This is a genomic window from Mycobacterium sp., from assembly GCF_035697385.1.
Taxonomy (GTDB): Bacteria; Actinomycetota; Actinomycetes; order Mycobacteriales; family Mycobacteriaceae; genus Mycobacterium.
Genome location: NZ_DASSCY010000093.1, coordinates 1 through 25,750 on the forward strand (window position 1 = coordinate 1; position 25,750 = coordinate 25,750).

At 66.0% G+C, this 25,750-nt stretch carries 29 protein-coding genes; 12 read left to right on the plus strand and 17 right to left on the minus strand.

The window, feature by feature from the left end; all coding sequences use genetic code 11:
- On the minus strand, positions 1-383 hold a 383-nt coding region (locus VFH65_RS08390; protein ID WP_353320686.1), incomplete at its 3' end, for an AI-2E family transporter.
- Between the two features lie 77 nt (positions 384-460).
- Between VFH65_RS08390 and VFH65_RS08395 the strand changes: the two genes are divergently transcribed.
- Both VFH65_RS08395 and VFH65_RS08400 read left to right on the plus strand, forming a co-directional pair.
- Positions 461-1,585 carry a lysylphosphatidylglycerol synthase transmembrane domain-containing protein gene (locus VFH65_RS08395; RefSeq protein ID WP_353320687.1) on the plus strand — a complete coding sequence of 375 codons (1,125 nt, stop codon included), beginning with the start codon at positions 461-463 and terminating at the stop codon, positions 1,583-1,585.
- A gap of 26 nt (positions 1,586-1,611) precedes the next feature.
- Positions 1,612-1,989, plus strand: coding sequence for a DUF3054 domain-containing protein (locus VFH65_RS08400; protein ID WP_353320717.1), 378 nt, complete (start codon positions 1,612-1,614; stop codon positions 1,987-1,989).
- A 6-nt stretch (positions 1,990-1,995) separates the two neighbouring features.
- Here the strand turns inward: VFH65_RS08400 and VFH65_RS08405 are convergent, their stop codons facing one another.
- The 4 genes from VFH65_RS08405 to VFH65_RS08420 all read right to left on the minus strand — a co-directional run bounded on the left by VFH65_RS08405 (position 1,996) and on the right by VFH65_RS08420 (position 5,229).
- Positions 1,996-3,336 (minus strand): HAMP domain-containing sensor histidine kinase, encoded by a 1,341-nt coding sequence (locus VFH65_RS08405; RefSeq protein WP_353320688.1) that lies wholly within the window; start codon positions 3,334-3,336, stop codon positions 1,996-1,998.
- Between the two features lie 38 nt (positions 3,337-3,374).
- The gene (locus VFH65_RS08410) at positions 3,375-4,052 is read right to left on the minus strand and encodes a response regulator transcription factor (protein WP_353320718.1); all 678 of its coding nucleotides are present in this window, start codon (positions 4,050-4,052) and stop codon (positions 3,375-3,377) included.
- A gap of 50 nt (positions 4,053-4,102) precedes the next feature.
- On the minus strand, positions 4,103-4,477 hold the full coding sequence (locus VFH65_RS08415; RefSeq protein ID WP_353320689.1) for a heme-binding protein: 375 nt from the start codon (positions 4,475-4,477) through the stop codon (positions 4,103-4,105).
- A 182-nt stretch (positions 4,478-4,659) separates the two neighbouring features.
- A complete protein-coding gene (locus VFH65_RS08420) occupies positions 4,660-5,229 on the minus strand; it encodes a hemophore (protein ID WP_353320690.1) in 570 nt (189 codons plus the stop codon).
- Between the two features lie 323 nt (positions 5,230-5,552).
- On the opposite strand from VFH65_RS08420, the gene VFH65_RS08425 reads away from it, so the two are divergent.
- The 4 genes from VFH65_RS08425 to VFH65_RS08440 are packed head-to-tail and all read left to right on the plus strand — an operon-like array spanning position 5,553 to position 10,095.
- Positions 5,553-8,450, plus strand: a complete 2,898-nt coding sequence (locus VFH65_RS08425) for an MMPL family transporter (protein WP_353320691.1) — start codon at positions 5,553-5,555, stop codon at positions 8,448-8,450.
- Complete coding sequence (locus VFH65_RS08430; protein WP_353320692.1) at positions 8,447-8,980, plus strand: helix-turn-helix domain-containing protein; 534 nt, start codon at positions 8,447-8,449, stop codon at positions 8,978-8,980. The genes VFH65_RS08425 and VFH65_RS08430 overlap by 4 nt, the downstream gene beginning before the upstream one ends.
- 11 nt (positions 8,981-8,991) lie before the next feature.
- Positions 8,992-9,690, plus strand: coding sequence for an alpha/beta fold hydrolase (locus VFH65_RS08435; RefSeq protein ID WP_353320693.1), 699 nt, complete (start codon positions 8,992-8,994; stop codon positions 9,688-9,690).
- A gap of 9 nt (positions 9,691-9,699) precedes the next feature.
- Positions 9,700-10,095, plus strand: a complete 396-nt coding sequence (locus VFH65_RS08440) for a CoA-binding protein (protein ID WP_353320694.1) — start codon at positions 9,700-9,702, stop codon at positions 10,093-10,095.
- Between the two features lie 158 nt (positions 10,096-10,253).
- Here the strand turns inward: VFH65_RS08440 and VFH65_RS08445 are convergent, their stop codons facing one another.
- Genes VFH65_RS08445 through VFH65_RS08455 form a run of 3 tightly spaced genes read right to left on the minus strand, consistent with a single transcriptional unit; the run spans position 10,254 to position 12,113 of the window.
- The gene (locus tag VFH65_RS08445) at positions 10,254-10,943 is read right to left on the minus strand and encodes a hypothetical protein (RefSeq protein WP_353320695.1); all 690 of its coding nucleotides are present in this window, start codon (positions 10,941-10,943) and stop codon (positions 10,254-10,256) included.
- Positions 10,940-11,533, minus strand: coding sequence for a hypothetical protein (locus VFH65_RS08450; protein WP_353320696.1), 594 nt, complete (start codon positions 11,531-11,533; stop codon positions 10,940-10,942). Before VFH65_RS08450 ends, VFH65_RS08445 begins: the two co-directional genes overlap by 4 nt.
- 25 nt (positions 11,534-11,558) lie before the next feature.
- The gene (locus VFH65_RS08455) at positions 11,559-12,113 is read right to left on the minus strand and encodes a dihydrofolate reductase family protein (protein WP_353320697.1); all 555 of its coding nucleotides are present in this window, start codon (positions 12,111-12,113) and stop codon (positions 11,559-11,561) included.
- A gap of 64 nt (positions 12,114-12,177) precedes the next feature.
- On the opposite strand from VFH65_RS08455, the gene VFH65_RS08460 reads away from it, so the two are divergent.
- On the plus strand, positions 12,178-14,175 hold the full coding sequence (locus tag VFH65_RS08460; protein WP_353320698.1) for a M13 family metallopeptidase: 1,998 nt from the start codon (positions 12,178-12,180) through the stop codon (positions 14,173-14,175).
- Positions 14,176-14,244: 69 nt separating this feature from the next.
- Here the strand turns inward: VFH65_RS08460 and VFH65_RS08465 are convergent, their stop codons facing one another.
- A complete protein-coding gene (locus VFH65_RS08465) occupies positions 14,245-15,303 on the minus strand; it encodes a L,D-transpeptidase (protein ID WP_353320699.1) in 1,059 nt (352 codons plus the stop codon).
- 144 nt (positions 15,304-15,447) lie between these two features.
- Positions 15,448-16,674 carry an MFS transporter gene (locus VFH65_RS08470; protein ID WP_353320700.1) on the minus strand — a complete coding sequence of 409 codons (1,227 nt, stop codon included), beginning with the start codon at positions 16,672-16,674 and terminating at the stop codon, positions 15,448-15,450.
- Between the two features lie 62 nt (positions 16,675-16,736).
- On the opposite strand from VFH65_RS08470, the gene VFH65_RS08475 reads away from it, so the two are divergent.
- Complete coding sequence (locus VFH65_RS08475; protein WP_353320701.1) at positions 16,737-17,126, plus strand: PPOX class F420-dependent oxidoreductase; 390 nt, start codon at positions 16,737-16,739, stop codon at positions 17,124-17,126.
- On the opposite strand, the gene VFH65_RS08480 is transcribed toward VFH65_RS08475, so the two are convergent.
- Complete coding sequence (locus tag VFH65_RS08480; protein WP_353320702.1) at positions 17,113-17,610, minus strand: GNAT family N-acetyltransferase; 498 nt, start codon at positions 17,608-17,610, stop codon at positions 17,113-17,115. The genes VFH65_RS08475 and VFH65_RS08480 overlap by 14 nt on opposite strands.
- Here VFH65_RS08480 and VFH65_RS08485 point away from each other — a divergent pair, their 5' ends adjacent.
- Positions 17,611-17,907, plus strand: a complete 297-nt coding sequence (locus tag VFH65_RS08485; protein WP_353320719.1) for an MTH1187 family thiamine-binding protein — start codon at positions 17,611-17,613, stop codon at positions 17,905-17,907. It abuts the gene before it with no gap.
- Between the two features lie 118 nt (positions 17,908-18,025).
- On the opposite strand, the gene VFH65_RS08490 is transcribed toward VFH65_RS08485, so the two are convergent.
- Both VFH65_RS08490 and VFH65_RS08495 read right to left on the minus strand, forming a co-directional pair.
- A complete protein-coding gene (locus tag VFH65_RS08490) occupies positions 18,026-18,316 on the minus strand; it encodes a metal-sensitive transcriptional regulator (protein WP_353320703.1) in 291 nt (96 codons plus the stop codon).
- Between the two features lies 1 nt (position 18,317).
- On the minus strand, positions 18,318-18,923 hold the full coding sequence (locus VFH65_RS08495) for a DUF305 domain-containing protein (RefSeq protein ID WP_353320704.1): 606 nt from the start codon (positions 18,921-18,923) through the stop codon (positions 18,318-18,320).
- Between the two features lie 78 nt (positions 18,924-19,001).
- Between VFH65_RS08495 and ilvD the strand changes: the two genes are divergently transcribed.
- Positions 19,002-20,708, plus strand: a complete 1,707-nt coding sequence (gene ilvD / locus VFH65_RS08500; protein ID WP_353320705.1) for a dihydroxy-acid dehydratase — start codon at positions 19,002-19,004, stop codon at positions 20,706-20,708.
- Positions 20,709-20,784: 76 nt separating this feature from the next.
- Here the strand turns inward: ilvD and VFH65_RS08505 are convergent, their stop codons facing one another.
- The 4 genes from VFH65_RS08505 to VFH65_RS08520 all read right to left on the minus strand — a co-directional run bounded on the left by VFH65_RS08505 (position 20,785) and on the right by VFH65_RS08520 (position 24,202).
- Positions 20,785-21,018 carry a hypothetical protein gene (locus tag VFH65_RS08505; RefSeq protein WP_353320706.1) on the minus strand — a complete coding sequence of 78 codons (234 nt, stop codon included), beginning with the start codon at positions 21,016-21,018 and terminating at the stop codon, positions 20,785-20,787.
- Positions 21,019-21,517: 499 nt separating this feature from the next.
- Positions 21,518-21,970 (minus strand): SPW repeat protein, encoded by a 453-nt coding sequence (locus VFH65_RS08510; RefSeq protein ID WP_353320720.1) that lies wholly within the window; start codon positions 21,968-21,970, stop codon positions 21,518-21,520.
- Between the two features lie 95 nt (positions 21,971-22,065).
- Positions 22,066-22,860 (minus strand): DAPG hydrolase family protein, encoded by a 795-nt coding sequence (locus tag VFH65_RS08515; protein ID WP_353320707.1) that lies wholly within the window; start codon positions 22,858-22,860, stop codon positions 22,066-22,068.
- A gap of 1 nt (position 22,861) precedes the next feature.
- On the minus strand, positions 22,862-24,202 hold the full coding sequence (locus tag VFH65_RS08520) for an FAD-binding oxidoreductase (RefSeq protein ID WP_353320708.1): 1,341 nt from the start codon (positions 24,200-24,202) through the stop codon (positions 22,862-22,864).
- Positions 24,203-24,223: 21 nt separating this feature from the next.
- Here VFH65_RS08520 and VFH65_RS08525 point away from each other — a divergent pair, with 21 nt between their 5' ends.
- Complete coding sequence (locus VFH65_RS08525) at positions 24,224-24,952, plus strand: IclR family transcriptional regulator (RefSeq protein WP_414688385.1); 729 nt, start codon at positions 24,224-24,226, stop codon at positions 24,950-24,952.
- Positions 24,953-25,128: 176 nt separating this feature from the next.
- Positions 25,129-25,749 carry a (2Fe-2S)-binding protein gene (locus VFH65_RS08530; RefSeq protein ID WP_353320710.1) on the plus strand — a complete coding sequence of 207 codons (621 nt, stop codon included), beginning with the start codon at positions 25,129-25,131 and terminating at the stop codon, positions 25,747-25,749.
- Position 25,750: the final 1 nt, after the last annotated feature.

Below are 25,750 nucleotides of genomic sequence, written 5' to 3' on the forward strand. Positions count from 1 at the left end.
CCGCTGATCAGCCAGTTCCTGACACCGTCGATGCTGCGGGTCACCTGTTCGACAAGGCCGGGTACGCCCTCGATGAACTGGGTGATCACGAACGCGAGGATGCCGCCGACCACCGCGACACCGCTGAGCAGGACCAGGGCCACCGCGCCGCCGCGAGGCGCGCCGCGGCGATCCAGGAAGTCGACGGCGGGCAGCAGCAGGGCGGTCAGGATTGTCGCCAGCGCCACCGGCACCACGATCACCTCGAGCCGCTTGATCACCCACAGCAACGCGATCACGGCGGCCAGAATCACGAGCAGCCGCCACGCCCATGCGGCCGCCTTGCGGACGAGGGGTGTCACCGATTCATCGGCAACCGAGTCAACGGACGGGCCCGGTGGCATGCCGGTAGCGTAGCGGCCTGCCGCGTCATCTCCGCGGATCTCGGGAATCGGCTGACCCACGCTCTACCCTGTTAGGCGTGTCCCACGACGCGCCTGCGAGCGATGCCCAGGCGGGAAAGACGAGCCGGGGCAAATACTGGTGGCTGCGTTGGGTGGTCATCGCCGTCGCGGTGGTAGTGCTGGCCGTCGAACTCGTGCTGGTGTGGGATCAGCTGGCCAAGGCGTGGAAGAGCGTCTACTCGGCCAATTGGTGGTGGGTGCTGGCCGGGATCGTCGCCGCGATGGCGTCGATGCACAGCTTCGCCCAGATCCAACGCACACTGCTGCGCTCAGCCGGCGTGACCGTGCGGCAATGGCGCTCCGAGGCGGCGTTCTACGCCGGTAACGCGTTGTCCACGACGATGCCCGGCGGCCCAGTGCTGTCGGCCACGTTCATCTACCGTCAGCAGCGGATCTGGGGCGCGTCGCCGGTGGTGGCGTCGTGGCAGCTAGTGATGTCAGGCGCGCTGCAAGTTGTCGGGCTGGCGCTGCTCGGCCTTGGCGGCGCGTTCATGCTTGGGGCCACGAAAAACCCACTGTCGCTGATCTTTTCGCTCGGCGGCTTCCTGGCGATCGTGCTGCTGGCGCAGGCCGTGGCGACGCGGCCCGAACTGATCGACGGCATCGGCGTGAAGGTGCTGTCGTGGTTCAACCAACTGCGCGGCAAGCCAATCGACACGAACCTCGACAAGTGGCGAGAGACGCTGTCCCAACTGGAATCCGTCAGCCTGTCGCGCCGTGAGTTAGGGGTGGCGTTCGGCTGGTCGCTGTTCAACTGGATCGCCGACGTCGCCTGCTTGTTGTTCGCCTGCTACGCAACAGGCGGCCATCCGTCGATTGCCGGTGTGACGGTCGCCTACGCCGCGGCGCGCGCGGTGGGATCGATACCGTTGATGCCCGGCGGTCTCCTGGTGGTCGAAGCGGTGCTGGTGCCCGGCCTGGTGTCGTCCGGTATGACTCTCGCATCGGCGATTTCGGCAATGCTCATCTACCGGTTGGTCAGCTGGATCTTCATCGCCGCGATCGGCTGGGTGGTGTTCTTCTTCATGTTCCGGACCGAAAAGGACATCGACCCCGACGCGACGGTCGCCGAACAGCCCGAGCAGGCGGCGCAGGTCAGTCCCGACCCGGAGGCCAGGAAAGAGCCAGGGCCCGATCCGTAACGCGATAGGAGCACCGCATGCGACCTATGCCAATCGATAGCGACGAACGTACCCGTGCTGCGCTGGTGGCACTGGCCACCGACATCGTCTGCGTGGTGGTGTTCGCCACCATCGGACGGCGTAGCCACGCCGAGGGGCTGAGCCTGGCAGGCATCGCCGAAACCGCCTGGCCATTCTTGGCGGGCACCGGTGTCGGCTGGCTGCTGGCGCGCGGGTGGCGGCGCCCCGCGGCCGTGGCGCCCACCGGGGTGGTGGTCTGGGTTTGCACGGTCGTGGTCGGAATGCTCTTGCGCAAGGCCACATCTGCGGGCGTCGCACCGAGTTTCATCGTGGTGGCCTCGGTGGCCACTGCACTGCTGCTGCTCGGCTGGCGCGCCGCGGCGTCGCTCATGACGCGGCGCTGAACCGCGCTATCCCAGATCCGAATTCTCCGGCGGCTGAGGCGAAGTCGACAGCGTCAACGTCGCGCGCAGCCCGCCAAGTGGCCCGTCGGACAGTTCGATGCGTCCGCCGTGCAGCGCCGCCTGCTGCGCGACAAGGGCAAGCCCAAGTCCGGAACCTCCCTGCGCCGCAGTGCTGCCCCGCCGGAATCGGCCGAGCACCGTTTCATGCTCGTCGGCGGGCAGCCCGCGTCCGTTGTCGTCGACGGTGATCGTCATCATGTGGTGTTCGCGATGCGCGTTCAACACAATGCGGGTGGCCTCACCGTGCGTTATCGCGTTGCGCACCAGGTTGTCCACCGCCAGACGCAGCCCGCCGGGCCAGCCCCAGACGGTGCCGATGTCTTCGACTTCCACGACGATCTCGACCGTGCCGCCGGGGCGCATATTCTCGCGGGCCACCCGGTCCAGCAGGTCGGTGACGTCGATGACTTCACGGTCTTCTGCCTGCGCGAGTTGGCCCGACGCCAGCTGGCCCAGTGCGGTGATGATCGCCTCCACCCGGCGCTGCGCACGCGACAGGTCCTGTACGACCTCGGCGAGCTCCTCGGCGGGTAGATCGTGGATGCGCAGCGTGTCCAGGTCGGCGCGCATGGCCGTCAGCGGGGTGCGCAGCTCGTGAGCGGCGTTGGCGGCGAAGTCCTGTGCGGCCTGCAGCGAGTTCGTGGTGGCTCGTTGCGCGGCGGCCAGCCGGCTCAGCATCGCGGCCATCGCCTCCGACAGCTCCTCAGCCTCCCTGACACCGCGCACTTCTGGCATATCGTCGCTGCCCTTGCCCAACCGCTTGGTGTGCTCGGTCAGCTTTCGCAGCGGTCGGATCGCCGGGCCGGCAAGCAGCCAGCCAAGGCCCGCGGCGAGTAGCACGGTTCCCATGCCGATCACCGTGTAGAGCGGAATCCTGGCCGGGCTCAACAAGATACTGTCGGCGCGGATGCCGATCGACATCAGCACGCCGCCTTCCTGATCCACCGGAAGGGTGCGGACCCGGTACTCGACGCCGTTGACCTCAACCGTCTCCGTGCCGGGCTGCAGCGGCGGCAGCTGGAAGCCGCGCTGGAACACCACCTGCCCGGTGGACCGCGACCGTCCCGTCGTCAGCACGCCGCGGCGGGGGTCCTGCAGTTGCTCGGGGTACATGCTGGCGTCGACGATCGAATCAAGCCGCCGATCCAGTTGTGCCGCATCGTTATTCGCCAGCACCACCGATGTGAGGATGGTGAACACGGCGACGACGGCGGCGGCCGCTGCCGCCGATGCGATGGCGACCCGGGTGCGCAGCGACGCCGACCGGATAAGTCGAAAGACGTTCAAAGGTTATGACTCGTCACTGTGCTCGATGCTCGCCTCGCCTACGGCTCGTCTCGCAGCACATACCCGATCCCGCGAACCGTGTGAATAACCCGCGGCAAGCCGTCGCGTTCGAGCTTGCGCCGCAGATAGGAGATGAACACGTCGGCGACATTGGTGTCGACGTCGAAGTCGTAGCCCCAGACCAGCTCCAGTAGCCGCTGCCGGGAAAGCACGACACCGGCGTTCTCGGCGAGCACGGCCAGCAGGTCGAACTCACGCTTGGTCAGCTCGACGCGCTCGCCGTCGACGAATACCAGCCGCCTGGCGGTGTCGATGGTCAACGGCCCGACCGTCATCGTGTCCGACGGTTGATCCGAATGGCTCGACCGCCGCAACAGCGCATGCAACCGCGCCACCAGCTCGCCCAGGTCGAAGGGCTTCGTCAGATAGTCGTCGGCGCCCGCTTCCAAACCGGCAATGCGGTCGTTGACGGTGTCGCGGGCGGACAGCACGCAGATGGGAATGTCATTTCCCAAAGCGCGCAGCGCAGTAACCACGGCGACACCGTCGAGTTCTGGCATCTGGACATCCAGAACCAAGGCGTCATGCGATTCGTTGGACAGAAGACGCAGCGCCTCTTTACCGGTTGCCGCGACCCGAACGTCGAACCCCGAATGCCGCAATCCGCGGGCAACGGATGTCCTGACGTCCGGGTCGTCGTCGACCATCAACACCATCCGGCCGGTGCTCTCCTGCACGGATGGCCCCAGCCCAACTGCCACCCGGGTTACGGGATGGCAGGCGCTGGCGCCGTGCCGCAGCGGTTCTTCAGATCGACCAACGGCTGGCGAATCCCGGTCAGGTCAGCCTTCACCTGAGGATTGGCGTCCAGGTACACCTGGACGTCTTCGCGGATGTCGTCGCGATGCTGACCTTCGAGGCTGGTGAAGAAGAAGTTCACGTCCGGGTGCGTGAAGAGATAGGCAGACGTCGCGGCCGACACACCGGAAGCCACACCGGCAAGATCGGCAGCGGTGCAGTTCGGCGGCTCGGGTTGCGCCGACGCAGAGGGAAGGGCACCAAACAACATCGCACCGGCGACTGCGCCAGAGCCGAGAGCACCAGCTACCGCGCGCCGCGCGGTACGGGCCGAGAGCAACATGGACAAGCTCCTTCATCGGGAGTGTAGAGGCCGTAACCATTAGCGGTTATCGGCTTGGACCAACGTTAAAAAGCTAAGCAGAATTGACGCCGACTTTCTTGCCTTGCGGTTAACCAATCGTAAGAAAGTCTGAATCCGCAGCTCAGTGGCTTCACCTGCGACGCTGCGCGCGTCGTCGCGGGCTAGCCGGTGCTGGCCGCGACCGGCCCCGGAAGTGGTCCGGTGCCCGGCGCGACGGCAGAAACCGGCGACCGCCCCGCGGGCGGCGCGGCGCTGGGAACGCCGACTGTCTGCGCTGGCGTCACCCCGCCTGGCAAACTTGCCGGCAGCTGCTGCTGGGCACCCTGCATCAAACCCATCACCTGCGGGATGGTGATCGGCAGCTTGCATCGACCCGACAGGCTCACCAGCGGCTGCTGCAGTTGCTGCATGTCCTTGGCCACCGCGGGGTTGGCATCGAAGTAGTTCTTCATCGCTCCCAAGGACTGCGGCCCGCCCTGCTGCTGGGAGATCAATGTCAGCGCCTGGTTGGTCTGCGGGTGAGTTTCGAGGTAGTTGCCCGTCGAGGTCGCCACCGAGCCGATCGTCTTGGCGACTTCACTGGCCGCGCAGGGATCCGGCGCCGCGGTCGCGGACGGGGCGGCGTTACCAAGGAGAGCGGCCACCGCTGCGCCTCCGGCGGCCGACGTTGCGAACGCGGCGTACAGACTGCGACGCAGCGCCGTAGCGGTCAGCCAAGAACTCGAAGACATGGACAACTCCTAACGGTTTGCGAACGGTTTGGCACCACCGCAAACACCTCACGATCGACGGCAACAGGTCCCCGACCAGAAAGCCAGCCGAAACGGCCAGGCACATATTGCCATCCTTGCGACCTGGGAGGCTAACCGAAAGAGCAAACCCGCAGGTAAGGGACAGGAAGCCGGCAGCGCCGATAACGCGGCGCCGCTGGCCGCTGAGAAGCGTTAGAGCAGGGTTAGGGCGTTGCTGAGGCGGCGGCACCCTACCTCACGCTGTTGTACGCTCACTCACGCAACGCCGGGCAGAAAGCGGGGAGTTCGCTATCCAGCAGTTCATGATGCGCTTGAGCAGTGGCCTGCGCAGATATCGCTGGGCGGTGTTCGCGGCGTGGCTGCTACTCCTGGTGCCGTCGGTTTATCTCGCGATGAACCAGTCTGACCACCTCACCGGCGGTGGCTTCGAGGTCGAGGGGTCCCAATCGCTGCGCGTGCAGCGCGAGCTCGAACAGTACTTCCCCGACCAGGGGGCGTCTCCGTTGGCGTTGGTTGCTGCCCCCCGCGCCGATGCGTCGTTCGACGATATGAACACCGCGGTCACCGACCTGGAACGCATGGCCGCGCAAGTCCCGGACGTCAAGGTGGTCCCCAACGAGATGCAGCCGCCGCCGCAGCCGGACCGGCCCTACGTCATCACGCTGCAGCTGGATTTCGACAACACGGGCGCGGTCGACGTCGCCAAACAGCTCCGCGAAAAGGTCGGGGTGTCCGGCGATCAGCCCGGGCAGATCGAGAACGGCAAGGTCCGCCTCTACGTCATCGGCCAGGGCGCGCTTGGCGCGGCAGCGACGTCGGCCACCAAACATGACATCGCCCAGGCCGAGCAGTGGAACCTTCCGATCGTCCTGATTGTCCTGCTCGCGGTGTTCGGGTCGCTGGCGGCCGCGGCCCTGCCGTTGGTGTTCGGCATCTGCACGGTCGTCGTGACCATGGGACTGGTCTATCTGCTGTCGATGTACACGACGATGTCGGTGTTCGTCACGTCGACGGTGTCCATGTTCGGCATCGCGCTGGCGATCGACTACTCACTGTTTATTCTCATGCGGTTCCGCGAGGAACTACGCGCTGGCCGCGATCCTCAACAGGCCGCCGACGCGGCGATGGCCACGTCCGGGCTGGCGGTCGTGCTGTCCGGTCTGACGGTGATCGCCTCGGTCACCGGCATCTACCTGATCAACACCCCGGTCCTGCAGTCGATGGCCACCGGCGCGATCCTCGCCGTCGCCGTCGCGGTTCTGACATCGACGACGCTGACGCCTGCCGTGCTCGCCACGTTCGGAAGGTCGGCGGCCAAGCGCTCCTCATATCTGCATTGGTCACGCAGGCCGGAGACCACGCAGTCGCGATTCTGGACTCGGTGGACCGGATGGGTGATGCGGCGGCCGTGGGTGTCCGCGCTCGCGGCGACGGCGTTCTTGTTGGCCCTGGCCGCCCCGGCGTTCTCGATGGTGCTCGGCAACAGCATGCAGCGGCAGTTCGACCCGACCCACGAGATCCGCGGCGGCGTCAACGCGGCCGCAGAGGCGCTTGGCGCGGGAGCGCTGGGCCCGGTGCGGATTCTGGTGACCTTCCCCGACGGCGCGGCGTCTGCGGGGCAGAACGCGCCCGTCCTGGACGCGGTGCGCCAGAGGATGGCCCAAGCCCCCAACATCGTGTCGGTGGCGCCGCCGGTTTTCGGCACGGATCACCGCAGCGCACTGCTGTCCGCGGTGCTGTCGGTGGACCCCGAAGACATGGGCGCCCGCGAAACCGTCGATTGGATGCGCCAAGAACTCCCGCTGGCGCCGGGGGTGGAAAACGTCCAGGTGGATGTCGGCGGGCCGACGGCGCTGATCAAGGACTTCGACGACCGAGTCTCGGCGACGCAGCCGCTGGTCTTCGTGTTCGTCGCGCTGATCGCGTTCGTGATGCTGTTGGTGTCCATCCGCTCGGTGTTCTTGGCGTTCAAGGGCGTCTTGATGACCGTGCTGTCGGTCGCCGCCGCCTACGGCAGCCTGGTCATCGTCTTCCAGTGGGGCTGGCTCGAGGAATTGGGCTTCAAGCCGATCTCCTCGCTGGACAGCACGATCCCGCCGCTGGTGCTGGCGATGACGTTCGGGCTGTCGATGGACTACGAGATCTTCCTGCTGACCCGCATCCGGGAGCGGTTCCTACAGACCAACAACACCCGGGACGCCGTCGCGTACGGGGTGAGCACCAGCGCCCGCACGATCACCAGCGCCGCGCTGATCATGATCGCGGTGTTCATCGGGTTCGCGTTCGCCGGCATGCCGCTGGTTGCCCAGCTCGGCGTGGCCTGCGCGGTGGCGATCGCCGTCGACGCCACCGTGGTGCGGCTGGTTCTGGTGCCGGCCCTGATGGCGATGTTCGACGAATGGAACTGGTGGCTGCCGCGCTGGCTGGACCGCATCCTGCCGTCGGTGGACTTCGAGAAGCCGCTGCCCAAGGTCGACATCGGTGACTTGGTCATCATCCCCGACGACATTTCGTCGCTGGCGGCGCCTGGCTCCGACCTGCGGATGGTGGTGAAGTCCGCGGCCAAGCTGAAAAACCTTGCGCCCGAGACAATTACCGTCGCCGATCCCCTGGCTTTGGGCAACCACATCAAGGGCGGCGATGCACCTGCACGGCGCCCCGCCGCGGTCAGCGGCACCCGCCGCAATGGCACCAACGGTTCAACCAAGCACTGCCCACTGCCGGTGCATCCGGTGACCATGTGGCGTGGCAGGCTGTCGGTCGCGCTCGACGCGCTGGAAACCGAGGCGGATTACGACCGCGCCCCGATGGAGCGGCTCACCCCGGTGGAGACCACCAACGTCCAGCTGCCAACGGGCGACCGGCTGCAGGTCCCGACCGGCGCAGAAACGCTGCGGATGAAGAGTTACCTGATCATGTGCCGAAACCGGACCCGGGATTTCGCTGAGTTTGCCGATTTGGTCGAGTCGATGGAAACTCAAACCGCCGCAGTAGTGCTGGCCGGTATGGACCGGTATTACTGTGGACAACAGTCGAGAAAACAATGGGTCGCCACCCAGTTGGTGCGCCGGCTGGCCGATCCGCAGCCCGCGGACGAGCACGACACCAGAATGTCGGGCCCGGAGGCGGAGGCGGATTGGGCCAAGGTCCGGGAGCGCTGCCTGTCGGTGGCGGTGGCCATGTTGGAGGAGGCGAGGTGACGGTGGCACCCGAGACTCGGGGCGCACGCCGCGACGCAGTCTCCGCGCCGAGGCGCCCTGCGGCTGCGAAGCCCGCGAAGCGACCGTCGACCGAAGACCGGCCGGTGGAGTTCTGGCCGACCTCGGCGATCCGTGCGGCCCTTGAGACCGACGACCTGACCGTCTGGCAGCGCATCGTCGTCGCGATCAAGCGTGATCCGTACGGCAGGACCGCCCGCCAGGTCGAGGAGGTGCTGGAAACCGCGCGGCCATACGGCGTCTCGAAGGCGCTTTCCGAGGTGCTTCACCGCACCCGCGAACATCTGGAAGCCAACGAGTGCGCCGAGGTCGCGCGCCACATCCAAGCGCTGATGGAGCGCTCCGGTCTGGGGCCTGCCGAGTTCGCGTCGCGCATCGGCGTGCCGACCGAGCAATTCACGAAGTACCTCACGGGGACGACGAGTCCGTCGGCGTCATTGATGATCCGGATGCGTCGGCTGTCGGACCGGTTCGCCAAGATGCGGTCTCAACGTCCGAGCGGTAACGACTGATTCACCGGGAGATGCCGACCACCTACGTGCTGATCCCGGGAGCGGGCGGCGATGCGTGGTACTGGCACCGGGCGATGCCGCTTTTGATCGAGCGCGGTGCCGACGTGATCGCGGTCGATCTGCCTTTCGCCGACGACTCCGCGAATCTGACCAGCTATGCCGACATTGTGTACGACGAACTGACGGGCGTGGCCGGGCCGGTCATTCTGGTCGGTCAGTCGATGGGCGCATTCACCGCACCCATGGTGGCCAAGCGGCGCCCCGCGGAGCTGATCGTGCTGGTCAACCCGATGGTGCCTGCACCAGCCGAAGCGGCCGGACAATGGTGGGGCGCTACTGGTCAAGAGGCCGCGATGGTGCGCAACTTTGAGCGAATCGGGTTGGGCCGCAACACGTTCGACCAGTTCGAGGACTTCTTCCACGACGTGCCCGAGCCGGTACGCCAGGTGGCTCTGAGCCGGCCCCCACCTACCATGTGCGACACGCCGTTCGAGCAGCCGTGGCCGCTGGACGAATGGCCCGACGTGCCGACCCATGTGATCGCCGGAAGCGACGACCGGTTCTTTCCGTTGGAGTTTCAGCGGCGGGTGGTGCGCGAGCGACTCGGACTGGACGTCGACGTGATGCCCGGTGGCCACCTGATGGCGTTGAGCCAGCCGGAGGAATTGGTCGAGCGCCTCGAAGGTTACCGGAAAGCCGCAGGGGTATAGGGAAAGTCGATGGACATCGAACGCATCCTGCGGGAAACGCGCAGCGTCGCGATCGTCGGCGCTTCGGGCGATCCGCTGCGGCCCAGCTACGGCGTGTGGCAATACCTGAGGTCGGCCACCGACTATGAGCTGTACCTGGTCAACCCGACGATCACCGACGTCAACGGCACCCCTGCCTACCCGTCGCTGGCAGATCTGCCGGTGGTGCCAGATCTCGTCGACGTGTTCCGCCGCCACGAGCACCTGCCTTCGGTGCTCGAGGACACCATCAAGGTCGGCGCGAAAACACTTTGGCTGCAATCGGGTTTATGGCATGAGCAGGTGGCACGCGACGGCGAGGCGGCAGGTTTACAGGTGGTGATGGACCGCTGCCTGAAGGTCGAGCACGCACGGCTACTCGGCTAGCTGCGTATGACCGAGAATCTGGCGGCCGTCTACCACCGTTATCTTCAGTGCCTCAATGAGCGGCGCTGGAACGATCTGCACGAATTCGTCGAGCGTTCACTAGCAATTGCAACGTGAACAAGCGGCACCATTACCTACTCAGCCGCAACCACGGATCGCTAGCGGGAGTGAATCGGCGACACGTCGTCGACCAGCCAGCGGTCGCCCTCCTTGGACAACGTGACCCGCAGCGCGAGCACCGCAGTGTCGGACGGCTTGCCTGGCACGTTCTGCGTCCCACGCATGATCACCGCGACGCTGGCCGCGTTGGGCCCGATCGCCTCCACACCCGCGGACACCGTGCTGGCCTGAGCCGACACGTTCCTGCTCGCCAAATCCTTTGCGACGTTGGCGAATTCATTCTTGAACGCTTCAGCGCTCTTGGGTGACATCGCCGCGGTGGCGCGGTCGATCGACGCGGTCGGACTTTGTGGGCTGAACGTCGCCGAAGCCTCCGCGACGCTGCTGGCGATCCCGACAACTTGAGAGGTGTCGTTGCGCAGGTCGCGGTCGGGCGCGGTCCACCGCAGATAGCCGACGAACACGGCGGCCACCAACGCCGCGGTCGCGACCGCAGCCACCGCCAGCCGCAGCCCGGGACCGTCGTCGTCGGTGCCGACGGTCACCGCGTCGCGGCGGGCCAGCACGAAATTGACCACCACGCCCTCGACAATCAGCAGGCACAGCACCGAGCAGATCGACACCCACCACAGCGGCCAGGCCAGCGCGATACCGATGTAGACCAGTCCGGCGATGGCCGCCACCGGAGCGAGGATGTCGAAAGCTATTACGCGCCAACGGTTTCTCATCGGATGGGCTCCAGCCGCGATATCAGCAACTTGCCGTCCACATCGGTGACGTCCAGCCGCAGCGTCCACCGCACTGTCTGTGGTTTGTCCGTCCCTGCGCTCTCGCTGACCGACGTCGCCACCACCATCACCGTGTCGGTGCGCGTTGCGAAAGCCAACAGTTCGGGCTGCGGTTTGGGTGCCGGAGCGCCGTCGGGACCTGGTGGTGGGCGGTGAATCGACTCCACCGCCACCGAGTCGATCTGCCCGGTGGTGCGCGCCTGAAGCTTCTGCACCAGTTGCCGGTACGGCTCGACGGACGAATCGAAGTCGGCGTTGAGTTGGCCGACGGTGCCTTCGTGCAGCGTGTTCATGTCGGCTTCGACGGTGTCCTTGTTCATGTTGACCAGCACGCTGGTCCATTCGGCCGCGGTCTGCACGACGCGGGTGCGATACCGAAGCTCGTCGGTGTCGCTGCGATGTTGGATCCAGATCAAAGTGCCCAGCGCGATCGCCACAACCGCGATCACCCCAAGGACCGCCGAGCCGATGCCGTAGCTGGTGAACACGCCGCCGCTGTCTGTGGGCTCCTCAGTGGGCTCGTCTGGCATGGCCGTGAGGGTACCTGGCGGCTTTCTAGCCGACGGTGCGGTAGCGCAGCTGCACGGCCCCTGACGCTGGGAAAGCGCGGGTGGAGACCAGCCGAAGAGATTGGCGCTGGCCTGTGAACAGCGCAAGGCCGTCGCCGAGCAACACCGGATAGACGAGCACCCGAACCTCGTCCAGGTACGGCAATAGGGCGTTAGCCGCGCCGGCACCCGCGAAGACGGCGATGTCACCACCGTCGCCGGCCTTGAGGTCGGCGATCTCACGAGGCAGGTCCGCGCCGATGCGCTTGGCTGGGCCCCACGTCAGGTCGGGCTCGCCGCGGGAGAGCACCAGTTTGGTCACGCTGTTCATCAGTCTGGTGTGCTCACGATCGACGTCGCGCCCGGTCGGGCCGTTCTGCCAGTACGGCCCCAGCAGCCGGTAGGCGGTGTGCCCGAAGATCATGGCGTCGATCTCACGCAGTTGTTCGGCCATCAGCTCGTCGACGTCGTCGTCGGCCACATCGGTCCAGTCCAAGTCGCCGTCGGTGCCCGCCGCGTAACCGTCGAGGCTGACCTGGGTCGACAGAAATATCTCGCGCATAACCATGCAGACCCGTCGACGTGCGAGAACTGAGCGCCGCCGACACATCTGGAAGGATGTCGGGGTGAGTGTGGAAGCCATTCGCTCAGGAATTGATCTGAGCCACGTCGACTCTGATGCCCGCCCCCAAGATGATCTGTTCGGCCACGTCAACGGCCGCTGGTTGACCGAATACGAGATGCCTGCCGACCGCGCCACCGACGGTGCGTTCCGGTCGCTGTATGACCGCGCCGAGGAGCAGGTCCGCGATCTGATCACCGAGGCAGCGGCCTCGGGGGCGGCGCCAGGAACAGATGAGCAGCGCATCGGCGACCTCTATGCCAGCTTCATGGACGAAGCCACGGTGGCCGCTCGCGGCGTGAAACCGCTGCTCGACGAGCTGGCCGCCATTGACGAGGCAGGCGACGCCGCCGCGTTGGCCGCAGTGATCGGCGCGTTGCAGCGCACCGGCGTCGGCGGCGGCACTGGCGTTTACGTCGACACCGACTCCAAGAACTCCACCCGCTACCTGCTGCACATGAGCCAGTCCGGGCTGGGTCTGCCCGACGAGTCCTATTACCGCGACGAGCAGCACGCCGCGATCCTCAGCGCCTACCCTGGCCACATCGCGGCGATGTTCGCGCTCGTGTACGGCGGCACAGCCGACAACCATGCCGACACCGCCGCGCGGATCGTCGCGCTGGAGACCAAGCTCGCCGCCGCACACTGGGATGTCGTCAAGCGGCGCGACGCCGACCTCACCTACAACCTGCGCACATTCGCCGAGCTGCCCGATGAGGCACCGGGCTTCGACTGGGCCGGATGGGTGAGCGCACTTGGCACCGGTGTCTTCGGAAGCCGGGGGCTTCCCGCCGAAGTCGTTGTCCGCCAGCCTGATTACCTGACCGCGTTCGCAGCGGCGTGGTCAGGTGAGGACCTCGAGGACTGGAAGCGCTGGGCACGGTGGAGACTCATCCATGCCAGGGCGTCCCTGCTGACCGACGAGCTGATCGCCGAGGACTTCGCGTTCTACGGCCGTCTGCTCAGCGGCACCGAGGAGATCCGCGACCGCTGGAAGCGCGCCGTGTCGGTGGTGGAGAACCTGATGGGCGACGCCGTAGGCAAGCTCTACGTCGAGCGGCACTTCCCGCCGGGGGCCAAGGCGCGGATGGACGAGTTGGTGGCCAACCTGCGCGAGGCATACCGGGTCAGCATCAACGACCTGGACTGGATGACGCCGCAGACGCGGGAGAAGGCGCTGGCCAAGCTGGACAAGTTCACGCCGAAGATCGGGTATCCGCCCAAGTGGCGCGACTATTCGGCGCTTGTCATCGAGCGCGACGATCTGTACGGCAACTACCGGCGCGGCTACGCAGTCGGCTATGACCGCGAAATCGGTAAGCTCGGCGGGCCGGTGGACCGCGACGAGTGGTTCATGACGCCGCAGACCGTCAACGCGTATTACAACCCCGGGATGAACGAGATCGTCTTCCCCGCAGCGATTCTGCAGCCACCGTTCTTCGACGCCGAGGCCGACGATGCCGCCAACTACGGCGGTATCGGAGCGGTGATCGGCCACGAGATCGGCCACGGGTTCGACGATCAGGGCGCCAAGTACGACGGTGACGGCAACCTGGTTGACTGGTGGACCGACGAGGACCGTACCGAATTCGGTGCTCGGACAAAGGCATTGATCGAACAATACGAGCAGTACACGCCACGCGAGCTGAGCAACGGCCACCATGTGAACGGCGCGTTCACGGTGGGCGAGAACATCGGCGATCTCGGCGGGCTGTCGATCGCGCTGCTGGCCTATCGGTTGTCGCTCAGGGGCGAGCCGGCCCCGGTGATCGACGGGCTGACCGGCGAGCAGCGCGTGTTCTTCGGCTGGGCACAGGTGTGGCGCACCAAATCCCGCGACGCCGAAGCTATCCGGCGCCTGGCGATCGATCCGCACTCACCACCGGAGTTCCGGTGCAACGGCGTCATCCGCAACATGGACGCGTTCTACGACGCGTTCGATGTCAGCGAGTCCGACGCGCTGTTCCTGGAACCCGAACGCCGCGTGCGCATTTGGAATTAGCGCTCCCCCGGCGAACAGACGCAAATGCCCCCAATTCCGCTAGGAATTGGGGGCATTTGCGTCTGTTCGTCAGAACATCTGCCAGTCGGACGCACCGTCCGGCTGGTTGTAAAGCCCTGTGGAGTTCTTGATTACAACAGGGTCGCCGCTGCCGAAGTTGTCGTAGAACCACTGCGCGTTGGCCGGGCTGAGGTTGATGCAGCCGTGGCTGACATTGCTGTTGCCCTGTGCACCGGTTGACCACGGCGCGCTGTGCACGAAGATGCCGCTGTTGTCGATACGCACGGCGTCTTGAACCTTGATCTTGTAGCCCTCTGCCGCGGTGACCGGCACCCCGTATGTCGACGAGTCCATCACGATGTCGGCGAACCGCTCGAGCACGTAGTAGGTGCCGTTCTTGGTTTCGTAGCCCTTCTTGCCCATCGACACCGGGAACGTCTTCTCCAGCTTCCCGTTACGCATGATCTCCATCTGGTGCGTGGAGTTGTTCACGGTCGCCACCAGCGCATCACCGGTGCGGAAGCTCGACTTCGTACCGCTGGCGTCGATGTTCACGACGGTGTTCGCCGGCCAGAAGTCCTGCGGACGCCACCGCACCTGGGTGTCGCTGGTCCAGTAGAAGCGACCGGGAACCGGCGGGTTCGACGATATGTGAATGGCCTGCTCAGCCAACGCGCGGTCGGCGATCGGCCGGGCGAAGTTGATGTAGATCGGCTTGGCGACCCCGACCATGGAGCCGTTCGTCGGGTTGAAGGTCGGTGGCGCGAAGACCGGTTCCCCGACATACGGCGTCGGGTTCTGCCCGGCTGGAGTGCCCTCCGGAATGGGCTGGGGCGCTCCCAGCGGGCCCGCCGGCGGCGGGAAGAACGGGTTCGGCGGGGGCGGCGGCGCGAGAGGATCCGCAGGCGGTGCCGGCGGCGGGAACATGAACGGCTCCGCCGGTGGCGGTGGCGGAGCGAACGGGTCCGGCGGTGGTGGTGCCGGCGCGGCCGCCGGGTCGACCGGAGCGGGAGGCGGCGGCGGAATTTCAGGCTCTGCCTGCGCCGATGGGCCACCAAACACCATCGTCGACACCAGTCCTGCCGCGAAAATCGCGGTGGCCAGCTTCCCCTTCGTCCGCTGCCGCATACGTCACCTCCAGTCACACACAGCTTCGTCCAGTCTCGCACAGCGCGAAGAGCAGCTATCGCCAAGCGGGTGCTGCAAAATCCCCGACGATCTGCCGGCTAAGGCTGCTGAGCTGCTGTGTTCATCGCAGTGCGGTGGCGAATGTTACTTGTCACTAGTTGCCGAGGGAACGAGGAACAGGCCACGGGTGAACGCTACGCAGCCCAGCGCGACGACGATCAGCGCCGCCGACGTCGCCGTCATCGCGGTCAGTCCGGCGTTCTCGTAGAGCAGTCCACCGGCCAGCGAACCGGCCATGATGCCGACCTGAAACGCGGCGATATAGAGGCCTGAGGCGCCGTCAGGGTCGGCAGGGGCGCTGCGCATGGCCGCCGCCTGCAGCATCGGCGGCATCGAGGTCGACGCCGCGCCCCACAGCACGATCGCGGCGACGCCGACAATCAACGTCAGCAGGCCTGCCCGATGGTCGACCGCCAGCGTCGTCAGCACGGCGAAGGCCGTCGTTAACGCGGCGAGGCAGCCGACCACCGACGCCTTCGGCCATCGGTCGAGCGGACGGGCCATCACCGCCATCGAGACCAGGCCGGCGATTCCGAACCCCGCCAACAGCCAGGCCAGGTGCGGACCGTGCACTCCGACGACGTCGCGGATGATCACCACGATGAACGTGTACGAGATGAAGTGGCCGGTGACCCCGACCAAAGTCAGGACGGACAGGGTGACCAGCCTGCCGTTGCGGTGATGGCGCTCATGGCGGCGGATGGTCTCGATCGCGTCTTCGGACATCACCATTGGCGGAAGCGTGCCCCAGGCCGCGACGGTGACGGCCGCTGCGGCCGCGGTGACGACGACGACCGCCGTCCGCCAGCCCCACAACTCGCTCATGGCCGCCGTCAGCGGGTTGCCCACCACGAGCGCGAGCGCCGTTCCTGCGTATACCGCGGTGGTGGCGCGGCCCGCGTGGGTCGCGGGCACTAGGCGCACACCGATCGGCGCGACCACCGACCACATCAGCCCGTGGGTAAGCGCGCACAGCACACGGCCACCGGCAAGCACAGCGAAGTTCGGCGCCAGCGCCGAAATCAATTGGGACACAGTCAAACACACCAACGTCAGCAGCAGGGTACGACGCCGCGGCCAATGCGCGGTCAACCGCACCAACGGGACGGTGCTGACGGCCGCCACCAACGCATAGCTCGCCAGCAGGGTGCCGACGAGTGCCTCGCTGACACCCAGATCGGCGGCGATCGCCGGCAGCGCGCCCACCGGCACGATCTCGGCGGTGACATACACAAACGCGCCGGCGGCCAGCACCGTCAGCTGTACGGTGACCCGCGCCGGCCACGCTCGCGTGAGACTGTCGGCGGTCATCGGGAAGTCACGGTATCGACTGCGCGTTGCAGTGCGCGGAATCCGAACCGAAAGGATGCGTGATGGTTGCCATTCCGAGCGACTACGAGCACTTGCTGAAACGTCCGCTGTATGGACATCTCGCCACCACCAGGCCCGACGGCCGCCCGCAGGTGAACCCGATGTGGTTCGACTGGGACGGCGAGCTGCTGCGCTTCACCCACACCAGCAAGCGGCAGAAGTACCGGAACATCACCGCCAATCCGAACGTGGCGATGTCGATCAGCGATCCGGAGAACCCCTATCGCTATCTCGAGGTGCGCGGGGTGGTCGAGGAGATCGTGCCCGATCCCACGGGTTCCTTCTATCTGCACCTCAACGACCGCTACGGCGGGCCGCTGACCGAGCCGCCCGCGGACAAGGCCGACCGGGTGATCCTGGTCGTGCGTCCTACCGAGGTCAGTAAGCAGTAAGCGCAAGCTCCCAGCGCCAGATCGGCCCGTCTTCTGGGTCGACGAGTTCGCGGCTCCAGCCGAATCCCAGGCGGCGCAGCACGCCCGTCGACGGGTTGTCATGTGCCAGCGTGTTGGCGATGACCTTGGTGACTGTGCCGGTGGCCCTTGCCTTCTCGATGAGCGCGCCGGCCGAGGCGGTGCCCAGCCCCTTGCCGCGGAAGGCCGGGGCGAGCTCGTAACCGATCTCGACGACGCCGTCCTGCGGCGGGCCGACGAAGCCGCCTGAGCCGATCAACGCGTCGCCGGAGACGAAGAAGTGCATCCACCAGTCCCCCTCGTCCGGATGGTCACGCAGCCGATCGAGGGTGAAGCCGATGGACTCGGGGAACTCCGGCCAGCCGTCGGGCACGGCAGTGCCGATCAGCCGGCCGAACGCGGACAGGTCGGACTGCAGTGCCACCAGATGCGCGACGGTCGCGGGCAGCAGGCGAACATGGGTCATGTGATTGTTGCTTTCAGTGTGAGTCCGCTTGGCGGTGACGATAGCGTCGGCGCGGCGGTGGCGGAGGCCATCCGCGTGGTCCGGGCTTCGGGGCTGCCTAACGAAACCAATGCGATGTTCACCAACATCGAGGGTGAATGGGATGAGGTGATGGCGGTGGTGAAGCAGGCCATTGATGTTGTAGCTGCGGTGTCACCCAGAGTGAGCCTGGTGCTCAAGGCAGACATCCGGCCCGGATACACCGGTCAGCTCACCGCGAAGGTGGAACGGATCGAGCGGGAGCTGGAGGGCAAATAAAATTTTGCCCGCCTACTGAGCGACAACTCGGCGGCGATGTGGCGCCAAGACCCAACTGTCGCTCGCTACGCGGGCAAAACGAGAGCGCCTTTAGGTCGGCCTGGCCGCCTACTGGCAGTCAGGACCGCACCAGCCGCGCGATGGCCGCCGAGGCCTCGGCCAGCTTGGCGTCGGCCTCGTCACCGCCGTCGGCGACGGCCTGCGTGACGCAGTGCCCGAGGTGCTCGTCGAGCAGACCAAGGGCCACGGATTGCAGGGCGCTGTTGACGGCGCTGATCTGAGTGAGGACGTCGATGCAGTACTTGTCCTCGTCGATCATCTTCGCGATGCCGCGGACCTGGCCCTCGATCCTGCGCAGCCGCTTCGCGTAGTTCTCTTTTTGCGGCGAATAGCCGTGTGTCGCAGTCATTTCAGCCTCCCAGCATCTGCTTCATCTGGCCGATCTCGGCCTGCTGCGTGTCGATTATCGTTTGCGCGAGGCCTTTGGCGTCGACGTTCTCGCCATTGGCGATTTCGGCCTTGGCCATCTCGATCGCTCCCTGGTGGTGGCTGATCATCGACTGCAGCCATAGTGTGTCGAATCCCGCGCCGTTCAGCGACTTCAATTTCGTCATGGTGGCCTCGTCGACCATTCCGGCCATGGTGCCGCCGTGCCCGCCGTGCTCGGCACCGGTGTCGGTGTTTTCCTTCCACTGCACGAGCAACACCTTCATGATCTCGATCTCCGGCCCCTGGGCTGCGGAGATCTGCTTGGCCAGCTCGATGAGCTCCAGATTCGCGGAGCGATCGGTGACGAGCGCCGACAACTCGACGGCCTGCTGGTGGTGGGGAATCATGTTGGTGGCGAACGCGACATCGTCGGCGTTGAAGCCCGCCGGCTCCCCGGTGATGACGGGCTCGTCGGTTTGCTCATGGTTGGTGTGCTCGTCGGACGCAGGGCTGTTGCAGGACGACAGGAACAGCGCGGCGGCGATCGCGGCGAGGACCACGACCAAGCGAGCGGGGACGGACGTCATGACCCCAGCTTACCGGGTACCCCACCGGGGTATTGATAACGGTTTGGCCCGGTGAAACGCCGAAGGCATACTGAAACGATGCCCTCAGACCCCTCGGCTCCCGACATCAAGCCCCGCAGTCGCGACGTCACCGATGGCCTCGAAAAGGCCGCAGCCCGCGGAATGCTTCGCGCGGTAGGCATGGAGGACGACGACTTCGCCAAACCCCAGATCGGCGTCGGGTCGTCGTGGAACGAGATCACGCCGTGCAACCTGTCGCTGGACCGGCTGGCCAAGGCCGTCAAGGACGGGGTGTTCGCCGCGGGCGGCTTTCCGATGGAGTTCGGCACCATCTCGGTGTCCGACGGCATCTCGATGGGCCACGAAGGCATGCACTTCTCGCTGGTGTCGCGTGAGGTGATCGCCGACAGCGTCGAGGTCGTCATGCAGGCCGAGCGGCTCGACGGCTCAGTGCTGCTTGCCGGGTGCGACAAGTCGCTGCCCGGCATGCTGATGGCCGCCGCTCGGCTGGACCTCGCCAGCGTCTTCTTGTACGCCGGCTCGATCCTGCCCGGCATCGCCAAGATGTCGGACGGCACCGAGCGCCAAGTGACGATCATCGACGCGTTCGAGGCCGTCGGTGCGTGCGCGCGTGGACTGATGCCGCGCGAGGACGTCGACGCGATCGAACGCGCGATCTGCCCCGGCGAAGGGGCGTGCGGCGGCATGTACACCGCCAACACCATGGCGAGTGCCGCTGAGGCGCTTGGCATGTCGTTGCCCGGCAGCGCGGCGCCGCCGGCGACCGATCGTCGCCGTGACGGGTTCGCCCGCCGCAGCGGCCAGGCTGTCGTGGAGCTGCTTCGTCGTGGCATCACCGCCCGCGACATCATGACCAAGGAAGCGTTCGAGAACGCTATCGCGGTGGTGATGGCGTTCGGCGGCTCGACCAACGCCGTTCTGCATCTGCTCGCGATCGCGCACGAGGCCAACGTCAAGCTGACGCTGGAGGACTTCACCCGCGTCGGCGCGAAGGTGCCCCACCTTGCCGACGTGAAACCGTTCGGAAAGCATGTGATGACCGACGTCGACCGCATCGGTGGCGTGCCCGTCGTGATGAAGGCGCTGCTGGATGCCGGTCTGCTGCACGGGGATTGCCTCACGGTCACGGGTCAGACCATGGCCCAAAACCTTGCGCACATCGCACCGCCGGATCCCGACGGCAAGGTGCTGCGGGCGCTGGAGAACCCGATCCATCCCACGGGCGGCATCACGATCCTGCACGGATCACTGGCCCCCGAGGGTGCGGTGGTCAAGTCCGCAGGGTTCGACTCGGATGTATTCGAAGGCACCGCAAGGGTTTTCGAGCGTGAGCGGGCAGCGCTGGACGCCCTCGAGGACGGGACGATCACCGCGGGCGACGTGGTGGTGATCAGGTACGAAGGCCCCAAGGGCGGTCCCGGCATGCGGGAGATGCTCGCCATCACCGGCGCCATCAAGGGCGCCGGGCTCGGCAAGGATGTGCTGTTGATGACCGACGGCCGATTCTCAGGCGGCACCACGGGGTTGTGCGTCGGACACATTGCGCCAGAGGCCGTCGACGGTGGGCCCATCGCCTTCCTGCAAGACGGCGATCGCATTCGGCTGGACGTGGCGAACGGCACCCTCGACGTCGTCGTCGACCCGGACGAGTTCGAAGCGCGAAAGGCAGGCTTCGAGCCATTGCCGCCGCGCTACACCACCGGCGTGCTGGCCAAGTACACCAAGCTGGTTGGTTCGGCCGCGGGTGGCGCGGTCTGCGGTTAGGCGGCGGCAGAACAACGAAACCGCGGAGACGACCGGGTCGGTTGTCGTCTCCGCGGATTCACCCACGTCGGCTGCCCTAGTCGAACAACAGCGGGAACGGCGAAGAAAACGGTCCATAGATTTGCGGCGCCTGCACTGGCGGCTGGTCGGTGTGGATCTCTGCGTTGCCTGGGCTTTGGCAGATGGTCGCACCGCCGCCGTTCGCGCAGGTCCGCACCTCTGCCGCGGAAGCGTTCGGGGCCGCGGTGATTGCGGCGGCGACAGCTCCTGCTCCGAGAAACAGTGCGGCAAAGCGTGGTGTGGTGAACATTTAATTGCTCCTTCGTCGTGTTTTGCTTACGGCTTTGACGCTAGGTACGCCTTGGGCCGTCGTCTCCTGGTTCATATCGAACACAAATGCGTAGTGCGCGGCGCCACAATGTAATTCGCTACTATCGGCGTGCCGGCGTCGCGCTGGGTATGTAAATACCTTGCGTCACACCGTAAGTCGGCTTCTCTATGTATTGCATATGACTATCTTGCGCGCTGGCTGCGGCGCCCATACCGTCTGGGGTGGCAAAGGTGCCGCGGTGCGACACGCGCCATGTCTTTAATTCCCAGTCCAACAGCGTGATTCACGCACGCGCGGATTACCCAACGGACGGCCTGCCGGCAGAGGTTAGAAGCTCCATGCTCGACCCCCTTCGCCGTGTTCGAGTGGCCTGAATAACTCACTGAGCGTGGATGATTCACCGCCGGCGGCCTGGCGGGCGCGGCTGGGGCGAAGGGGCGGCCGGCCGGGTCGCCCCGGCCGGTCTTGTCGTGTCTGACTAGTGCGCTTCGGCGCGGGCGTGCATTCCTTCGGAACGGACGCGCATGCCGAAATACACAGCGTTCAGGCCCAGCACAGTGATCAGCAGACCGCAGATCACGTGCGACCAGATCATGCCCGCGGTTGGCGACGCGACAAAGATCCACGGTGAGGCGAACAGCCATAAACCGAAGACAGGAAGCGTCCACGTCATCCCGTGGGTACGGTCGAGCGCCGAGCCGAAACACATCGCCAGGACAGCGACAGTGATTCCAACGATCAGATCGTTGACGGTGATCCGCGCAAAGGCGTCGAAGCCGACGATATGCGGTGACAACGCAACGTAGATCGCCGTCAGCAACGTCAGGCCGAAGGTGGCCTGTGCGGTCATCGACTCCGCGGCGCGGTCGTAACTCGCGCGAAGAGCCAATATGTCAGGATGCTGATCGATTGATGTATGGGCCGTAGTCATTTCTGTTTCCTCTCTGTAGGCGGCAAGCAAATCTGGGGCTTGCCCGACCCCATGCATCAACCTCCAGATTACGCCCGATCTTGAGATGGCAGCAATCAAGATTCACAAGGTCGGATGCGTTCGTAAAGCGCCGGCAGAAACCCTGCGAGGTGGTTCATCTCCTGCGCGCAATGCACCATGAGGTCGCGTGCGCTCGATGCTGACGCACCCAACATCCGGCCGACGACCGGCCGAACGACCCTGCTCAGCATCGGCCTTGCGCCGCGCACCGCAATGTGCCGGCCGCCAAGCCAGAACCGTGATCGCATCTCGCTTCCGGCCGGCGTAGGGCGGACATGGTGGACGAACCAGCCGACATCGACCGGTACATCGCCCGATCCGAGCCGGGCACAGATCGCAACGTCGTCCTCGGGGACGGCGCCAAGGCCGAGTGTCGAGGGCGCCACGAACTGAATCGCGGCCTTCGCATACGTCGAGCCGAGGTACTCCTCGATGTTCGAGGTTCGGCCGACATAGCGGCCGTCGCCTCTGCCGTCGCCCCACTGTACTGACACGTGCGCCCGCGGATGCCATAGCTTGTAGCGCCGAGAATCACTGCCGTGCCATCCAAACCACCACGACCACATCGCCGGTGTCACACCGGGCATGTCGGTGCGGACCGAGACCTGAATGCCGCCATCCCGCAGGAGACCGTAGCCGTTCTCGGTCTGGTGGTACCCGCCATCGAGGATCGAGGCAGCCTCGTCGTACGCCAGTAACGTGGGTTCCGCCTGCGGGCCGTGCTCCAGCGCCTCAACCACATGCCTTGGCAGCGGCGCTATTTCGGGGTCGAAGAAAGTACCGAACGGCGTGTCGGCGTCTGCGCCGCGATAGCCCAGATAGCCGCGCATGTCACACGCGCCCCATCCAGCTGTGGAATCGCCCGTGCGGGTCGTATTGAGCGCGGACCTTGTCGAGGCGGGCCATGCTCTCGTCCGTCGCGAACTTGGCCGGACGCTGGCCGAGGTTCTCGTCGGCGAGCTGGATGCCGGTACCGAGATGCGCCATTGCCGCCATGTTGGAACGCGCCCAGTCGCAGTACTTTTCGTCGTCAGCCGGATCCTGCCAGACGGTGTAGAGGGCGAAATAGATGTCGGCCTCCAAGCTGTAGGCCATGTCCTGGCGCGCCGGCGACGGCCCCCAGTTCAGCCAAAGGAAGTGCGAGGGGTGCGGCGGCAGCGTCTCGATGATCCGGCGAACGCCCGGCAGGAGATCCGCCGCAGGCGCCGACGTCCACATGTTGTCGGTGGCGTAGCGGTATCCCGTCGGGTAGTTGCTCATCACCGCTTCGTACCAGCTGGTGAGATCGGCTGGGGCGTAAGGGATTGCGACGATCGCACGATCGCGCACAGGACAGGTGTCTAGCAGCGCGAGCGCCCGCGCCGCCTCGTCTTCAGATTCGGCGAACACCGGCGACGCCATCACGATGCCCGGCTGGTCGAGCCCGGCGCCGGGAACGCTGCGCGACGTGACGATTTGCAGCTCGACGCGACGATCCACCTCGGCGCTGATCGTGCGCGCCCACGTGAACACGTCGTCGGCCAGCCCGATCGGGTAGACGTACAGGCTGCTGCCGCAGACCGCCGGGCGTGGGTAGACGCGTAGGTGAAAGGCGGTGACCACGCCGAAAAAGCCAGGACCGGATCCGCGGGCGGCCCAGTAGAGGTCGGCGTGATGCTGCGCGTCGCAGTGGATCTGCTCCCCGTCCGCGGTGACGACGTCCACGCCGAGGACGCTCTCGCACGCCGGTCCGACGACGCGGCTGTTCCAGCCATAACCGCCCTGAAGCAGGTAGCCACCGATACACACGCCCTTGCAATGGCCGGTGGGGAAGAACAGACCTTGTGCGTCCAACTCGGCGGCCAGCACGCTCCCGCCCTTGCCGGGCCCGACGATCGCGATCATCCGCTCGGAGTCGACGGTGCACGCGTCGAGGCCGCTGACGTCAAGCAACATGCCGCCGTCGCGGACATGATTGCCCGCCCAGCTATGTCCTCCCGACCGCACGCCGACCTGATGATCGTTCGCGTCGGCATATCGGATCGCCGCGACGACTTCATCGGCGTCGTGGGCCTGCACGATCACCTCGGGGAAACGGTCGGGCGTGCGGGCGTTCCACACCGTCGCCCGCCTGGCTTCGTCGTATCCATCGTCTCCGCGCAAGAAGTGCCGTCCGGCCGGAAGTGATACCACGTGGAGCCTCCTAGATCCGGAATGTGGATCATTGTGATCCGGTATCCGAATCAATATAGTGGCGGTGTGCCGCGTCCGGAGGAAAATGACCGAGTAATTTACGGGCGCGACGAAGGGGTTCAGGTGCTGCGCCGCGCGGCTGCCGCCCTCGACGAGATCGCCGCCGCGCCGGGCCGCCTCCGGCTCGTTGACCTGGGCGCACAGTTGGGCCTTGCGAAATCCACGGCGCGCAGGCTGCTCATCGGGCTGGTCGAGGTCGGGTTCGCCAGCGTCGACGACCAGGGCCGCTTCAGCCTGGGCGATCGCCTACTCGGCTTGAGCAGCGCCGATAGCGCGAACCTGGCAGCGATGTTCCGGCCGACGCTCGAGGAACTTGGCCTGGCCACCGAAGAGACCGTTGACCTGTCAGTGCTGCATGGAAAGCAGATGCTGTTCATCGACCAGGTCGAATCGCCCCACCGATTGCGCGCGGTGTCGGCCGTCGGCGTCCGATTCCCGCTGGAGACGACGGCCAACGGCAAGGCCGCGCTGGAGTTGCTCGACCATGAACACCTTTCGAGCAGCAGCATCACGTTCGACCGCGACGAACACACGGTCGGCATCTCAGCGGCCGGCATGGCCCGACGTACGGCCGGTGGCCACATCGTCGCGATCTCCGTGCCGGCGCCAACGGACCGCTTCATCGCGAACGAGGAACGCATCGTCGCCGCACTGCGCGCTGCGGCAGATTCCCCCGCCTGGTCCCGCTGATATCCGGGGCAGCAGCGCAACTTCTGCGCGGACGTGCCGGCGCCACCGAATGCCGGTGAACCCGCTCCGGGTGCCGAGAGCTCGTGAGGGGTTCTGTCATTACCCCGCGATGCGTATTTATGAGTTCCCTATGCGTCTGGCCGGATTGAGCAGTCGGGTGCATAGCGTGAATGTCGATGACCGACAGTGATTCTCACGAAGCCTCGCCGGGCTCGCCAGTGTGGATGAACCGCCGAACGTTCGTCGGCGCGTCACTCGCGGTGGGGGGTGCGGTGGCAACCGGACCGCTGCTCGCGGGCTGCGGCGACGACGATGAGCGTCAGGACAACGGCCAAGCATCAGTAGTGCGGTTGCGCATCAACGGTGAGCAACGCGAGATCACCGTCGACAACCGGACGTCGCTGCTGGACATGCTGCGCGAGCGCGCGGACCTGCCCGGCACCAAGAAGGGCTGCGATCAGGGCGCCTGTGGCGCATGCACCATTCTGGTGAACGGCCGGCGGATCAACTCGTGTCTCACCCTGGCGGTCATGCATGACGGCGCCGAGATCACCACTGTCGAAGGACTCGAGCAGAACGGTCGTCTGCATCCGCTGCAGCAAGCCTTCATCGACGAGGACGGGTTGCAGTGCGGTTACTGCACCGCGGGACAGATCATGTCCGGCATCGGCTGCATCCGTGAAGGTCACACCGGCTCGGCCGCCGAGATCCGGGAATGGATGAGCGGCAACATCTGTCGATGCGGCGCTTACACCAACATCGTCAAGGCGGTCGCTTCCGCGGCGAGGAGTACCTAGC